The organism is Dactylosporangium sp. NPDC049742, assembly GCF_040674675.1.
GTDB classification, from domain to species: domain Bacteria; phylum Actinomycetota; class Actinomycetes; order Mycobacteriales; family Micromonosporaceae; genus Dactylosporangium; species Dactylosporangium maewongense.
The window spans coordinates 13,717-27,491 of sequence record NZ_JBFANF010000015.1 but is presented as its reverse complement, the minus strand read 5'-3'; the positions used below and the strand labels follow the sequence as shown (position 1 = coordinate 27,491).

Genomic DNA, 13,775 nt, shown 5'->3' with positions numbered 1-13,775 from the left:
CATCGTGCGGGTGCTCGTCGTCGACGCGTTCGACAGCTTCGTCTACATCATCAGGCAGTACCTCATGTCGGCCGGCGCCGAACCGATCATGGTGCGCTCCAACGCGCTGCGGCTCGACGAGGTGCGTGAGGTGCGGCCCGACTCGATCCTGCTCGGCCCGGGCCCCGGCAGCCCCGACGACTCGGGGCACGTGGACATCGTGCGGGCCTTCGCCGGGGAGGTCCCGATCCTCGGCGTCTGCCTGGGGCACCAGGCGATCGGCCGCGCCTACGGCGCCACGGTCGTGCCCGCCGAGCACCTCATGCACGGCAAGACCAGCCGGATCCGGCACGACGGGCGGCGGCTCTTCCGCGGCATGGCCGAAGACTTCCACGCCACGCGGTACCACTCGCTGGTGGTCGTCGAGGAGACGGTGCCCTCATGCCTGGAGGTCAGCGCGCGGTCCCTCGACGACGGCTACATCATGGCGATGCGGCACCGGTGGCTGCCGGTCGAGTCGGTGCAGTTCCACCCCGAGAGCATCTGCACGCAGAACGGGGCGCACCTGCTGAACAACTTCGTGAAGTTCTGCTCGACGTTCCCTTCTTGGCGGTACGACGTGGCCCGGCAGCTGGAGGCCGCGGCGTAGAGCGCATTTGTGAAGATGTCCGGTCCAGGTGCCCCCCGAACAATGGCTGCGAGGGCCTCGTCGTTGCGGTGACGCGGCTTCGAACGAGGAGGGGACATGGCAACACATACGCAAGGCCCGGAGGTGAAGGCGACCCGGCGCGAGTGGCTCGGCCTCGCCGTCCTCGGGTTCCCGTCGATGCTCGGCATGATCGACATCAGCGTGCTCTTCCTGGCGCTGCCGAACCTGACGGCCGACCTCGACGCGAGCGCCAGCCAGCAGCTGTGGATCGGTGACATCTACGGCTTCCTCAGCGCCGGGTTCCTGGTCACCATGGGCACGCTCGGCGACCGTATCGGCCGGCGAAAACTGCTCGTCATCGGCGCCACCGCGTTCGGCCTGGTGTCGGCCGTGGCGGCGTTCTCCACCACGCCGGAGATGCTCATCGTCTGCCGCGCGCTGCTGGGCATCGCCGGCGCGACGCTCATCCCGTCGACGCTCGCGCTGATCACCCAGATGTTCAAGAACCCGAAAGAGATGGGCATCGCGATCGCGGTCTGGGCGTCGGCGCTGACGCTCGGCGTCGCCCTCGGCCCCGTCGTCGGCGGCGTCCTGCTGCAGTGGTTCTGGTGGGGCTCGGTGTTCCTGATCGGCCCGCCGGTCATGCTGCTGGTCGTCGCGACCGCCCGGGTGCTCCTACCGGAGTTCAAGGACCCGAACGCGGGCCGGCTCGACCTCTTCAGCGTCGCGCTGTCGCTGCTGGCGATCCTGCCGGTCATCTACGCGTTCAAGGAGCTGGCCGCGAACGGCTGGACCGCCATCGCCGTGGTCACGCTCGTCGGCGGCCTCGTCTTCGGCGCCGTCTTCGTCCACCGCCAGCGCAAGCTCGCCGACCCCCTGCTCGACGTCCGCCTGTTCAAGATCAAGGCGGTCAGCGGCGCGCTGGTCCTGGCCCTGCTCATCGGTGCCGTCCAGGGCGGCGCCGGCTTCTTCCTGGCCCAGTTCCTGCAGGTCGTGGAGGGCCGCAGCCCGCTCAGCAGCGGCCTGTGGATCCTGGTGCCGACCTTCGCCCTGCTGATCGGCATCGGCATGAGCCAGGGCATCGCGCAGAAGGTCCGCCCCGCGTACGTCGTCGCCGGCGGCGCGGTCATCGCCGCCATCGGCATGACGGTGCTCAGCCAGCTCACCGTCGCGGCCGGCCTGTCCATGCTCATCGTCGGCTTCAGCATCGTCTTCTTCGGCGTCAGCCCGGTCGGCCCGGTGGTCAGCCAGCTCGTCGTGCCGGCCGCCCCGCCGGAGAAGGCCGGCTCGGCGTCCTCCCTGCAGACCACCAGCGGCGACCTGGGCGTCGCGGTCGGCATCGCCACCATGGGCAGCATCGGCGCGGCCGTCTACTCCCGCGAGATGGTCGTCCCGCCGGAGATCGCCAACACCCCGGCCGGCGCCGCCGCGGCGGAGACCGCGGACGGCGCGCTCTTCGTCGCGCAGTCCCTGCCGGGCGCGGTCGGCGACGCACTGGTCGCCGCGGCCCGCACGGCCTTCACGACGGAGCTCAACACGGTGGCCGCGGTCTGCGGCGTCGTCTTCGTCGGCCTGGCGGTCCTGTCGGTGGCCACCCTGCGCGGCGTGCCCCCGATGGCCGGCCAGGGCGGCGGCCACGGCCACGGCGCCCCGGCCGAAACGGTCGAGGACACCCCCGCCCCCGACACCGAGAAGGTCCAGCCCGTCTGACGCTGTTTAGTTCCCAGAGGCGGCCCGGCACTCCACGTGCCGGGCCGCCTCTCGCTTCCCGTTACCTTTTTCAGGTCCCCGGTGTGGGGATGCTCGGTCGCCTGGCCTGGTATGACTTGCTTCCCCTGTCGTAGGCATGATCCGGGGGGTGTTGTCGCCGGGCCGGGTGGCGCCGACGGACCGCTGATAGGGACACGACCGCCCGGTGTGTTGGGGTAGGTCTCTTCGTAACGTGGCTGCCGGCGGTCGACGCCAGACGGGCGACCGAGGCCAGGGCTTGTCGCGGGGAGGCGATGTGCACGGCGACTACCAGGTGTTCCTGGGTCTCGACGTCGGGAAGGATGGCCATTACGCCGTTGCGTTGACCCGGGAGGGTAAACGGCTGCACGACGCGGCGCTGGTCAACACCGAGGCGAGGCTGCAGCAGGTGTTCGAGCGGCTCGCCCGTCACGGCCGGGTCCTGGTGGTGGTCGACCAGCCGGCCTCGATCGGGGCGCTGCCGGTCACGGTTGCCCGGGTCTGCGGCCACGAGGTCGGCTATCTGCCCGGGCTGGCGATGCGCCGGATCGCCGATCTGCACCCGGGCAACGCCAAGACCGACGCCCGCGACGCCTACGTGATCGCGGACGCCGCCCGGACGCTGCCGCACACCCTGCGCCGCGTTGACGTCGGTGACGAGGCCTTGGCGGAGCTGGAGGTGCTGGTCGGGTTCGATGACGATCTCGCCGGTGAGGCCACCCGCGTCGCGAACCGCATCCGCGGGCTGCTCACCCAGATCCACCCCGCACTCAAGCGGGTCCTCGGCCCGAACGTCCAGCACAAGGCGGTCCTGGAACTGCTGTCGCGTTGCGGCGGCCCAGCCGGTTTGCGCAAGGCCGGCCGGGCGAAACTGGCCGAGATCGTCCGTCCGCACGCGCCCCGCATAGGCGAACGCCTGGTCGAGCAGGTCGTCACCGCCCTCGGCGAGCAGACGGTGACCGTCCCGGGCACCGTCGCCGCGGAGACGATCCTGCCGAAACTCGCCGACAGCCTGCGCGAGGTACTGCGCCAACGGGACGAGCTGGCCCGGGACGTCGAGGGGATGCTTGATACGCACCCTCTTGCCTCGGTCCTGACCTCGATGCCCGGCATCGGGGTCAGGACCGCAGCCCGCATCCTGCTCGAAGTCGGCGACGGCACCGCGTTCCCGACGCCCGGGCATCTGGCCGCCTACGCCGGCCTGGCCCCGGTCACCCGCCGCTCCGGCAGCAGCATCCGCGGCGAACACCCACCCAAGGGCGGGAACAAGCAGCTCAAACGCGCGTTCTTCCTCGCCGCGTTCGCGTCCTTGTCACACCCGCCCTCCCGGGCCTACTACGACCGCAAACGAGCCGCCGGCAAACGCCACAACGCCGCCCTCATCTGCCTCGCCCGCCGCCGCGTCGACGTCCTCTACGCCATGCTCCGAGACCAGGTGCCCTACCAAGCCCGGCAAACTGCCGCTTGACGAAACCCATAGGGACACCCCCAGCCCCTGTTGCCCCGACTACAAGAACGGCTCGGAATCACGAGGGCGCTGCCCACGTGGCTGCGTCGTGCCGGGCCGCCACTCGAGCGCCCCACTGTGCCCCCACGGTCCGACAGCTCGGCACCCCCCCATGATCCCGTGTGGTTTCGGTGGTTCTGGCTGCCGGAAGGGCTCGGGATCATGAGGGGGTGGCCGCTTGGCTGTGCGCATCGGGCCGGTCTGTGCGCCTCGGCGTGATCCTGTCAGGCCGGCAGTTCGGTGGCCCGCAGTGATCCCGTGCGGTTCTGGTAGCTGTGGCTGCCGGAAGGGCTCGGGATCATGAGGAGCGTGCCCCGGCTTGGTCGTGGTGCCGGGCCGGCGCTTGAGCGCCTTGCCGTGATCCCCGTGATCCCCGTGGTCCGGCAGTTCGGCGCTTCCCGTGATCGCGTGTGGTTGGTGGTCCTGGCTGCCGGAAAGGCTTGGGACATGAGAAGCCGCCCCGCCTGGGGGAGGCGGGGCGGCTTCAGGGGTGGGGAGGAGCTGGTCAGGCGGCCAGGCGTTGGCGGAGCGGGCGGCAGGCGGTGCGGATGATGTCGCAGATGCCGGCGATCTCGGCCGGGCCGATCGAGGTGCCGGTCGGCAGGGACAGGACGCGGTCGCACAGGGCCTCGGTCCGCGGGAGCGGCAGGGGCGTGTGGCGGGACCGCTTCGAGCGGTACGGCTCGATGTCGTGGCAGCCGGGGTAGAAGTACTTGCGGGACAGGACGTTGTGCTCCAGCAGCAGGTCGTGCACGGCGTCGCGGGCGTCGGTCTCGATGACCACGTACTGGTGGTTGGCGCGCTCGCCGGGGGCCTGCCGGCGCAGCGTGACGCCGGGGACGCCGGCCAGGCCGTCCTGGTAGAGCATGGCGTTGCGGCGGTTCACGTCGATGAAGTCCTGCATCGACTCCAGGGACGTGAGGCCCATCGCGGCCGACGCCTCCGTCATGCGCCCGTTGATGCCGAGGTACGTCTGCTCCCGGTGCTCGTCCAGCCCCAGGTTGCGCATCGCCCGGGCGGCCTCGGCCAGGTCGGGGTCGTTGGTGACGATGGCGCCGCCCTCGAAGCTGTTGAGGTACTTCGTGGCGTGGAAGCTGAAGATCTCCGCGTCGCCGAAGCCGCCGATCGGCCGGCCGTGGTAGGTGCAGCCGAGCGCCTGCGCGGCGTCGAACAGCAGGATCAGGCCGTGCTGGTCGGCCAGGGCGCTGAGCTCGTCGATGTGGCAGGGGCGGCCGAAGACGTGCACGCCGATGATGGCCTTGGTGCGCGGGGTGATGAGCCGCTCGACGTGCTGCGGGTCGAGGGTCACGGTCTCGGTGTCGACGTCGGCGAAGATCGGCACCGCGCCGATCCACTCCATGGCGTGCGGGGTGGCCGGCGAGGTGAACGACGGCACGATCACCTCGTCGCCGGGCCCGATCCCGGCCGCCTTCGCCGCGATCTGGAGGCCGACGGTCGCGTTGGCGACCGGGACGCAGTAGCGGGCCTGTGCGACGGCCGCGACCTGCGCCTCGAACTCCTGCACGAGCGGCCCGTTGTTGGCCAGCCAGAGGCGGTCCAGGGCGCCGTTGATCCGGTCGAGGAAGCGGCCACGGTCACCGACGTTCGGCCGGCCCACGTGGAGGTGCTCAGCGAACAGCGGCTGCATCGCTCACCGGCCCTTTCGGAAGGAGACGAGGCCCTCGAAGATCTTGACGACCTGCGCGGGCGCGGGGGTGGCGAGCCAGGTCTCGTAGATGTCGTTGGCGCCGTCCTGGTAGACGCCCTCGCCGACGACCTGGAGGATCAGCTTGCCGATCTCCTCGACCGTCAGCGCGCGGTGGTTGAGCCGGGCCCCGGCGTGGTTGGTGATGACGTACTCCGACGTCCAGGTCGCCTCCAGCTTCTTCGCCGGCACGATCCACTGGGTGGTCTCGACCTCGGTCTCCTCGCGCACGCCGAACTCCCGGCCGATCGTGTACGTGGGCGCCTCGACCTTCTCCTGCCGCATGAGCACGGACTCCTCGGTGTCGCAGACGAGCTGCGGCACCCGGAAGGCGCGGCTGGCCGCGAAGGTGCCCATGCCGCCGTGGTGGATGATCGCGGAGCAGGTCGGCAGGAGCTGGGTCAGCGGCACCCAGTCGACCACCACGACGTTGTCCGGGATGGACTCCAGGCCCTGCAGCTGCAGGGAGTTGAGGGTGGCGATGACCTCGATGTCCAGGCCGGCGACCGCCTCGAGGATCTTCGGGGTGCGGTCCCAGTCGCCGGGGACGAAGCGGCGCGTCGACTCGCCGAGGGTCAGCGCGACCCGCGGGCGGCGCGGCGGCTCGTTCAGCCACGCCGGCACGGTCTGCGCGCCGCTGTAGGGCTCGTACCGCATCCGCACGACCTTCTCGGTGGTCGGCGGCCCGAAGCGCTCCGGCATCGGGTCGAGCGTCCACTGGCCCAGCATCAGCTCCCGGTCGACCTCGAGACCGTAGATCTCGGCGATCGGGCGCATGACGTCGGCGAGCGGGTTGGCCGACAGGCCGGCCGCCACGAGCTCCGCGGCGTGCTCCTCCAGCCGGTCGACGCTCCACGCGATCTCGTCCGGGCCGAGCATGAAGCGGGCGTGCGCGGCGCCGCTGGCCGCCGCCGCCACCGGGCCGGCGTAGAACAGCTCGTCCCACAGGACCAGGTCGGGCTTCCACGCGCGGGCGAAGGCGACCAGGTCGGCGCACTCCGGCAGGTCGGTGCGCACGTAGTCGGCGATCGGGTTGAGCAGGTACTGGTAGAAGGTGATCCAGTGTTCGCGCTCGACGGCGTCCAGGCCCATGACGTCGGCATAGCGCAGCACCTCGGCGGCCTCGGCCGGCCGGCGTGCGTCGTCGCGCAGCCGGGCCTCGTGCGAGTCCGGGTCGCCGAGCGGCACGGGGGTCAGTCCGGTCGCCGCAATCTGCGGCATGAAGCCGGCATGCGACGCCACCCGGACCTCGTGCCCGGCGCTTTGGAACGCCCATGCCAGCGGCACGATCGGCAGCAGGTGCGCGACCGAGGGGTACGGGGTGAACAGGACTCGCATCGGAAACTCCTTCGTGGGGCTAGGCGGCGGGGGCGAAGACGCGCAGCGCCTAGGCGGCGCGGGCGAGCTTGGGAGCGCCCAGGACTCGGCGCATCATGGTGGGGCGCATGAGCGCGGTGGGCGGGTCGACGAGGCCGGCCACCCGGAAGAACGCGGCGGTGACGGTGGGGTCGGTGACGGCTGCGGCGTGCAGCCGGGCCATGTACGCGTTGCCCATCCGCACCTGGAAGGTGCGGTCGCCCTCGACGCCGGGGAAGCCCAGGTCCGCGCCGGCCGAGATGGTCCAGGACGCGTCGACGACCTTGGCGATCTCGCGGAAGAAGCGGCGCGCGTCGGGCACCGAGCCGTGCGCGAGCATGTTGCGCAGCGTCCACGCCCCCAGCGCGGCGACCGTCATGCCCTGCCCGTAGACGGGGTTGAAGCTGCACACGGCGTCGCCGAGCACGAGCAGGCCGGCGGGGAAGGCGCGCATCAGCTCGTACCGGCGCCGGACGCTGGCGGGGAACTTGAACGTCACCGGGTCGTCGAGCGGCTCGGCGTCCTGGATCGCCTCGTAGATCTCAGGCGCGGCGAGCGTCTTGGCGAACGCCATGAAGCCCTCCGGGTCGGTCGGCGGGTGGTCGCCGAGGATGCCGGTGAGCGACAGCTGCGACGAGCCGTCGGCCAGCTTCGGGAAGAACGCGCCGCGCGGGTTCGCCGGGCTGGCGACCGGGTTGATGGACAGGTCGGTGCCGTAGGGGTCGTTCTTCAGGCGGAAGTGCCGGGTGGTGTACGCCAGGTCCACCTTGACCTTGTCCTCGGCCGGCCGCCCGTAGCCGAGCTCCTCCAGCCACGCCGGGGTCCGCGAGCCGCGGCCGGTGCTGTCCACGACGAGATCGGCGTCGAGCGTCGCCGCGATGCCGAAGTCGTCGCTCTGCACCCGCACCCCGGTGACGCGGCCGCCGGCGCCGGTGACGAGCCCGTTGATGGAGAAGCGCTCCATGAAGTCCACATTGGACAGCTCGGCGACCCGCGCCCGTACGTGCGCCTCCAGCTGCGGCCGGGTCGCCGACACGCTCAGCAGGTCGGCGCTGCCCGGGGCGAGCCGGTGCCCGTTGAAGTACCAGCGAAGGTTGCCGGCGATGTCGCCGGCCGGGATGCCCGCGTCGATCAGCTCCTGGCGCAGCCCCGGGAACAGCTCCTCCAGGATCTGCTGCCCGCGGGCCAGCAGTGCGTGTGCGTGCCGTGCGTGGGGCACGCCGCGGCGCGGCCGGTCCACGCCCATGAGCGCGTCACGGTCCACAATGGACACCTGACTGAACGACTCGGCCAGGACGCGGGCGGTGAGCAGCCCGCCCATGCCTCCGCCCAGCACCACGGCACGGCCTCCGACATGATCGGCCACAGCGGGTCACCTCCTGCAATCGCCGGGCAATTTTGTCCAAGTAGCGTCACACCGCCGCGCGGCGGGCCGCATCTCCTGAAATGCGTGCCGCCGGGGCCGTCGCGGGTCGGCACGGCGGGAGATGCGGGCGGCCCCCGCTGCGGCGACAGTGCGGTGTGAGCGGTGCAGCGGTGACGGAGGGTCCCGGGCTCGCCCTGGTGTGCGTCTATGAAAGGAGATCGACGATGACCATCTCCGAAGCGGCCTCGGAACAGACCGGCGTTGCCGCCGTCCCCGCGCTGGAGGAGCCGACCCGTCGCGTCACCGGACGGTGGATCCTGCTGTGGTCACTGGCCAACTTCATGCTGTCCGGCCTCGTGTACGGCGCTGCCTCGGTCGTCGGCCCGCAGCTGGCCGAGCGGGTCGACCCGGTCGGCAAGGTCGGCATGTTCGCCCTCGCCGGGGTGCTGACGGGGCTCGTCGCCCTGCTCCTCAGCCCGCTGTTCGGGGCGCTGTCGGACCGCACCACGGCCCGCTCCGGCCGCCGGCACCCGTGGATCCTGGCCGGCGCCCTGGGCACCGGCGCGGTCTTCGCCGTGCAGGCGTTCCAGACCACGGTCGCCGGCTACCTGCTGACGGCCGTCGCCGCGGGCGTGGCGATCGCGGTGCTCAGCACCAGCCTCGTCGCGGTCGTGCCCGACGACGTGCCGGTCCGGCAGCGGGCGACCGTGTCGGCCTGGGGCGGCGGCGTCGGCGGCTCGCTGGGTCTGCTGGTGTGCATCTCGCTGGTCGCGGTGGCGGTCACCGGCGTCACCGCCGGCTACGTGACGATGGGCGTGCTGATGGTGCTGGGCGTGCTGCCCTTCGCGCTGTTCACCCGGGGCACGCCGCTGCAGCGCGCGCAGCGGGCGCCGTTCACGTGGCGGGCGCTCACCGGCTCGCTGTGGGTCAGCCCGCGGCAGCACCCCGACTTCTGGTGGGCGATGAGCGGGCGCTTCCTGTTCTTCCTCGCCAACGGGCTGTTCTCCGGTTATCTGTACTTCTTCCTGCAGGACGAGATCCACTACGCCGACCCCGCCGTCGGTGTCCTGCTGCTCAACACCGTGTACGTCATCGTCGCGTCGCTCGCCAGCGTGCCGATGGGGCGGATCTCGGACCGGCGGCTGCGGCGCAAGAACCTGACGATCGTCAGCGCCGCGCTGCAGGCGGCCGCGTGCGCCACCCTGGCCGTGTCGCTGACGTGGACGGCGGCGCTGATCGCCGCGGTGCTGCTCGGCCTCGGGTTCGGCGTCTACATGTCGGTCGACCAGGCGCTGGTCACCGAGGTGCTGCCGGAGGCGGCCGGGCGGGGCAAGGACATGGGCTTGATCAACCTGGCCGTCACGCTCGCCGGGCTGCTCGCCCCGGCGCTGTCCGGCCCGGTGATCCTGCACCTCGGCGGCTACTCGACGCTGTTCTGGCTGGCCGCCGTCGTCGGCGTGGGCTCGGCCGTGCTCGTGCGTCCCATCCGCGGCGTCAGGTAGGGGATCGACCGCGGATCGAGCGGCTCTGGAGCGCCGGTCCAAGCGGGCGAGGCCGCACGCAACAAGAACTCGATGCCCGTTGATGCAGTGAAGACTCGGGTACGTCCGGACGCCGGCACGCCGAAGCGGTCCTCAGCGGTGAGGGTCCGATGTGGACCGTGGTGCCGGGCGCCAACCGTGCATCTGAGAGGGGAGAGCCATGGTTCAGTCCAGTCGCGCCCGCGGGCAGCGGATCCGCCGAGGAGGTGCGTTGGTCCTCGCGTTCGTGACCGCGAGCGTCATGGGCACCGGCGCGTCGGCCGAGGCCGCCGCGCCCGGCGGCGGCATCTTCGGCATCGTCGAGGCGCAGGGCCTCGACGGCGGGACCAACAACCGGTCGCACCCCGAGTGGGGCCGGACGAACACCATCTACCCGCGGGTCGGCGACCACCACTACGCCGACGGGGTCAACCAGGCGCAGGGCGGCCCGAACACGCGGTACATCAGCAACCGCGTCATCAACGGCGGCTCGCAGCAGCTGTACTCGGAGCGCGGGGTCAGCCAGTGGGGCTTCGTCTGGGGCCAGTTCCTGGACCACACGATCGCCCAGCGGGTCGGCCGGCGCCAGACCGGTCCGTCCGGCGAAGAGGCGAATATCCCGTTCAACAACGCCGACCCGCTGGAGTCGTCCCGCAACGACCTCGGGTTCCTGTTCTTCGAGCGCTCCATCGCCGAGGAGGGCACCGGCGTCACGGTGCCGCGCGAGCAGATCAACGCGATCAGCTCCTACATCGACGCGGCGACCGTCTACAGCAACGCCGACGCCCGCCTGGACTGGATGCGCGAGGGCACCGTCGACGGCAACCCGGCCAACAACGGGGCGCGCCTGCTCATGCCGGGCGGCTACCTGCCCCGCGCCGCCAGCCGCGGCAACTGGGAGACGGCGCCGCCGATGGTCGTCGGGTCGCTGTTCGCCACCCCGGAGGTCGTCGCGGTCGCCGGTGACCAGCGCGCCAACGAGAACCCGGGGCTGCTGGCCACCCACACGCTGTTCAACCGCGAGCACAACCGGATCGTGTCGAAGCTGCCGTCGTGGATGTCGGAGCAGGACAAGTTCCAGGTCGCCCGCGCGGTGCTCATCGCCGAGCAGCAGTACATCACCTACCAGGAGTTCCTGCCGTCGCTCGGCGTGCGGCTGCCCGCCTACAGCGGCTACAAGGCGGACGTCGACGCCGGGGTCACCAACGAGTTCGCCACCGTCGGGTACCGCGCGCACAGCATGATCGGCACGCACTACACGATGAAGGGCGAGCCCGGCCGGTGGAGCCAGGCGGACCTCGACTACTTCGCCTCCGTCGGCGTCACCGTCAAGAAGACCGGCGACCAGGTCGTGCTGTCGGTGCCGATCGGCGAGGAGACGTTCTTCAACCCGGACCTGCTCGAGCGGCTCCAGCTCGGCCCGGTGCTGCGCGGGGTGAGCTCGATCCCGCAGAACAAGAACGACGAGATCATCAACGACCTGATGCGCAACGGCAGGTTCGACTTCTCCGGCAACCCCGGCTGCGCCGAGGACCCGTCCGGCCCGACCTGCATCGCCGGCGTCAACGACCTCGCCGCGGTGGACATCGAGCGCGGCCGCGACCACGGCCTGGGCACCTACAACCAGCTGCGGGCCGCGTACGGGCTGCCGCCGAAGACGTCGTTCACCGCCATCACCGGCGAGACGACGCAGGAGTTCCCGGCCGATCCGCTGCTCACCGCCGGCAACGAGATCAACGACCCGAACATCATGGACTACACCGCCCTGTACGACATCAACGGCCACGCCACGACCGCCCAGGCCGACAACGCGGTCCGCGGCGTGCGGCGCACCACGACGGCGGCGCGGCTCAAGGCGATCTACGGCACGGTCGACCAGGTCGACGCGTTCACCGGGCTGATCGCCGAGAAGCACGTGGCCGGCACCGAGTTCGGCGAGCTGCAGCTGGCGATCTGGAAGCACCAGTTCCAGGCGCTGCGCGACGGCGACCGGTTCTTCTTCGCCAACGACCCGCTGCTGCCGCTGGTGCGCAACCTCTTCGGCATCGACTACCGGGTGAGCCTGGGCGACGTCATCGCCCGCAACACCGACATCCCGCGCAGCCAGCTGGCCCGCAACGTCTTCCTCACCCCCGACCAGCAGCGCAGCGCCCAGCTGCCGCCGGCGCCCGGTGAGCGGCTGCTGCCCGGCCCGAACACCCGGCAGCTCACCATCGGCTGGAGCCTCACCTCGACCGGCCCCCGCCGCAACGACCTGAACCCCTGACCCGCAGCCCAGAGAGGACGCAGACATGTTCACCTACCGTGGCGTCGCCTACGACGTCGGCTCCAACTTCGCGACCGGCCAGGGGGAACTGTCGCGGACCGTCGGCGACGACGAGATCCGCGCCCAGATCGCGATGATCGCGCAAGCGCTCAACGCGAACGCGGTCACCGTGTACGGCACCGACCTCGGCCGCCTCGAGACCGCGGCCCGGGCGGCGATCGGGCACGGCCTGCACGTCCTGCTGGACCCGCGGCTGGTCGACCACCCGCGCGAGGAGATCCTGGCGCACCTGGCCGACGTCGGCCGGCTCGCGGAGACCCTGCGCCTGGAGGGTGCGAGCGTCGCGCTGACCGTCGGCGCCGCGCACACCATCTTCACCGCCGGCATCACCCCCGGCGAGCACTACCACCAGCGCATGGCGAACATCTACTCCGACAACGACCACTACCTGCTGAGCCCGCAGAGCGCCGCCGACCTCGCCGACGCCGCGCCGCGGCTCAACGCCTTCCTCTCCGAGGCGGCCACGGTGGCCCGCGGCGTCTTCAACGGCGAGATCAGCTACTCGGCGGCGCCCTTCGAGCAGGTCGACTGGACGCCGTTCGACGCGATCGGGCTCATGTACTACTACCAGCCGCGGTACCTGACGCCGGAGCAGCACGCGGCGGAGATCGACCGGTACCGCAGCTGGGGCAAGCCGATCGACATCGCCGGCTTCGGCACCGCCACCTACCGCGGCGCGGAGGAGAAGGCGTTCTTCTTCTGGGACGTGGTGGACCGCAGCGACTTCGACGAGCTGAAGATCCTCGACGGGATCGTGCGGGACGAGGAGGCGCAGGCGGCCTTCCACACCAAGATGTTCGGCATCTTCGACGAGGCCGGCATCCGCGGGGTGACGGTCACCGACTTCATCCACCCGACGCACCCGCACTCGCCGGACGACCCGCGGCTGGACCTGGACACGGCGAGCCTGTGCATCGTCAAGACGATCCGGGAGCGCATCGCCGACCCCGCGTCGCCGTACACGTACGAACCGAAGGCGTCGTTCCACGCGATCGCCGACTACTACGGCTCGTTCAAGGCCGCGGCCGTCGCCTGAGACGGACACGACGACGGGCCGGGTGCGCGCACCCGGCCCGTCCCTGGTTTCCGCGCCCTACTTGACCTTCGTCATGTTGGACGTGTAACCGCCGCCGCCCGGGTAGACCCACGCACCCTCGTTCTTGGTGCCGGTCTTGTCGAAGGTCCCCTGGAAGTACGCGGGGGAGTCGCGGACCCCGCCCCAGATCGTGAGCGTGCTGCCGTCCTCGCTCACCTCGTAGACATAGTCGTAGGTCTCGCCGTCGGAGCCGTAGAAGCGGGACATGATCTCCTCGCTCGGCTCCTCCGCGCCGAACGGGAGCAGCCGCCCGATGACCTCCAGCCCGACGATGTGGTGATCGTTGAGCGTGATGTCGACGTGCTGCAGCACGAACTTCTCGCCCGGGCCCCACTCGTAGGTCACCGTGCCGGTCGCGTCGCCGCTCACCTCCCAGGTGCCGAGGAGCTTCTCGAGCCGGCGCAGCGCGGCGTCCTGCTTGGTCTCGGTCTTGGTTTCAGTCATGGATCTCCCCTGTTCGCGGACCTGTTCGCGGATTCCGGTAGCCCTCGCGGCATGGCGATGATCGGCCGCATTTCCGGGCCCGGCCAGCATAGTCCGATA

The 13,775-nt window shown here is 71.0% G+C and carries 10 protein-coding genes; 6 read left to right on the top strand and 4 right to left on the bottom strand.

All coding sequences use genetic code 11. The features are described from left to right. Positions 1-4 precede the first annotated feature (4 nt). From AB0J72_RS20365 to AB0J72_RS20355, 3 genes are all read left to right on the top strand, one after another. Positions 5-628 (top strand): aminodeoxychorismate/anthranilate synthase component II, encoded by a 624-nt coding sequence (locus AB0J72_RS20365; protein ID WP_363400854.1) that lies wholly within the window; start codon positions 5-7, stop codon positions 626-628. Between the two features lie 96 nt (positions 629-724). Continuing rightward, positions 725-2,338, top strand: coding sequence for an MFS transporter (locus tag AB0J72_RS20360; protein WP_363400852.1), 1,614 nt, complete (start codon positions 725-727; stop codon positions 2,336-2,338). Between the two features lie 295 nt (positions 2,339-2,633). Then, entirely contained in the window at positions 2,634-3,824 is a 1,191-nt protein-coding gene (locus tag AB0J72_RS20355) for an IS110 family transposase (RefSeq protein ID WP_363400850.1), read from the top strand. A gap of 544 nt (positions 3,825-4,368) precedes the next feature. Here the strand turns inward: AB0J72_RS20355 and AB0J72_RS20350 are convergent. The 3 genes from AB0J72_RS20350 to AB0J72_RS20340 are packed head-to-tail and all read right to left on the bottom strand — an operon-like array spanning position 4,369 to position 8,245. Next, positions 4,369-5,511 carry an aminotransferase class I/II-fold pyridoxal phosphate-dependent enzyme gene (locus AB0J72_RS20350; RefSeq protein ID WP_363400848.1) on the bottom strand — a complete coding sequence of 381 codons (1,143 nt, stop codon included), beginning with the start codon at positions 5,509-5,511 and terminating at the stop codon, positions 4,369-4,371. A gap of 3 nt (positions 5,512-5,514) precedes the next feature. Beyond that, positions 5,515-6,906 carry a nucleotide disphospho-sugar-binding domain-containing protein gene (locus AB0J72_RS20345; protein ID WP_363400846.1) on the bottom strand — a complete coding sequence of 464 codons (1,392 nt, stop codon included), beginning with the start codon at positions 6,904-6,906 and terminating at the stop codon, positions 5,515-5,517. A 49-nt stretch (positions 6,907-6,955) separates the two neighbouring features. Continuing rightward, complete coding sequence (locus AB0J72_RS20340) at positions 6,956-8,245, bottom strand: FAD-binding monooxygenase (RefSeq protein WP_363401095.1); 1,290 nt, start codon at positions 8,243-8,245, stop codon at positions 6,956-6,958. A gap of 269 nt (positions 8,246-8,514) precedes the next feature. Here AB0J72_RS20340 and AB0J72_RS20335 point away from each other — a divergent pair, with 269 nt between their 5' ends. The 3 genes from AB0J72_RS20335 to AB0J72_RS20325 all read left to right on the top strand — a co-directional run bounded on the left by AB0J72_RS20335 (position 8,515) and on the right by AB0J72_RS20325 (position 13,172). Continuing rightward, on the top strand, positions 8,515-9,792 hold the full coding sequence (locus tag AB0J72_RS20335) for an MFS transporter (protein ID WP_363400844.1): 1,278 nt from the start codon (positions 8,515-8,517) through the stop codon (positions 9,790-9,792). A gap of 250 nt (positions 9,793-10,042) precedes the next feature. Next, positions 10,043-12,076, top strand: a complete 2,034-nt coding sequence (locus tag AB0J72_RS20330) for a peroxidase family protein (RefSeq protein WP_363400842.1) — start codon at positions 10,043-10,045, stop codon at positions 12,074-12,076. 25 nt (positions 12,077-12,101) lie between these two features. Then, positions 12,102-13,172 (top strand): abortive infection protein, encoded by a 1,071-nt coding sequence (locus AB0J72_RS20325; protein ID WP_363400840.1) that lies wholly within the window; start codon positions 12,102-12,104, stop codon positions 13,170-13,172. A 57-nt stretch (positions 13,173-13,229) separates the two neighbouring features. Here AB0J72_RS20325 and AB0J72_RS20320 read toward each other — a convergent pair whose 3' ends face one another. Then, positions 13,230-13,676 (bottom strand): hypothetical protein, encoded by a 447-nt coding sequence (locus AB0J72_RS20320; RefSeq protein ID WP_344508647.1) that lies wholly within the window; start codon positions 13,674-13,676, stop codon positions 13,230-13,232. Between the last annotated feature and the right edge of the window lie 99 nt (positions 13,677-13,775).

Coding starts and splice junctions, on each gene's coding strand:
- AB0J72_RS20335 (WP_363400844.1), top strand. CDS start 8,515: ATGACCATCTCCGAAGCGGCCTCGGAACAGACCGGCGTTGCCGCCGTC.
- AB0J72_RS20320 (WP_344508647.1), bottom strand. CDS start 13,676: ATGACTGAAACCAAGACCGAGACCAAGCAGGACGCCGCGCTGCGCCGG.
- AB0J72_RS20325 (WP_363400840.1), top strand. CDS start 12,102: ATGTTCACCTACCGTGGCGTCGCCTACGACGTCGGCTCCAACTTCGCG.
- AB0J72_RS20340 (WP_363401095.1), bottom strand. CDS start 8,245: ATGGGCGGGCTGCTCACCGCCCGCGTCCTGGCCGAGTCGTTCAGTCAG.
- AB0J72_RS20350 (WP_363400848.1), bottom strand. CDS start 5,511: ATGCAGCCGCTGTTCGCTGAGCACCTCCACGTGGGCCGGCCGAACGTC.
- AB0J72_RS20360 (WP_363400852.1), top strand. CDS start 725: ATGGCAACACATACGCAAGGCCCGGAGGTGAAGGCGACCCGGCGCGAG.
- AB0J72_RS20345 (WP_363400846.1), bottom strand. CDS start 6,906: ATGCGAGTCCTGTTCACCCCGTACCCCTCGGTCGCGCACCTGCTGCCG.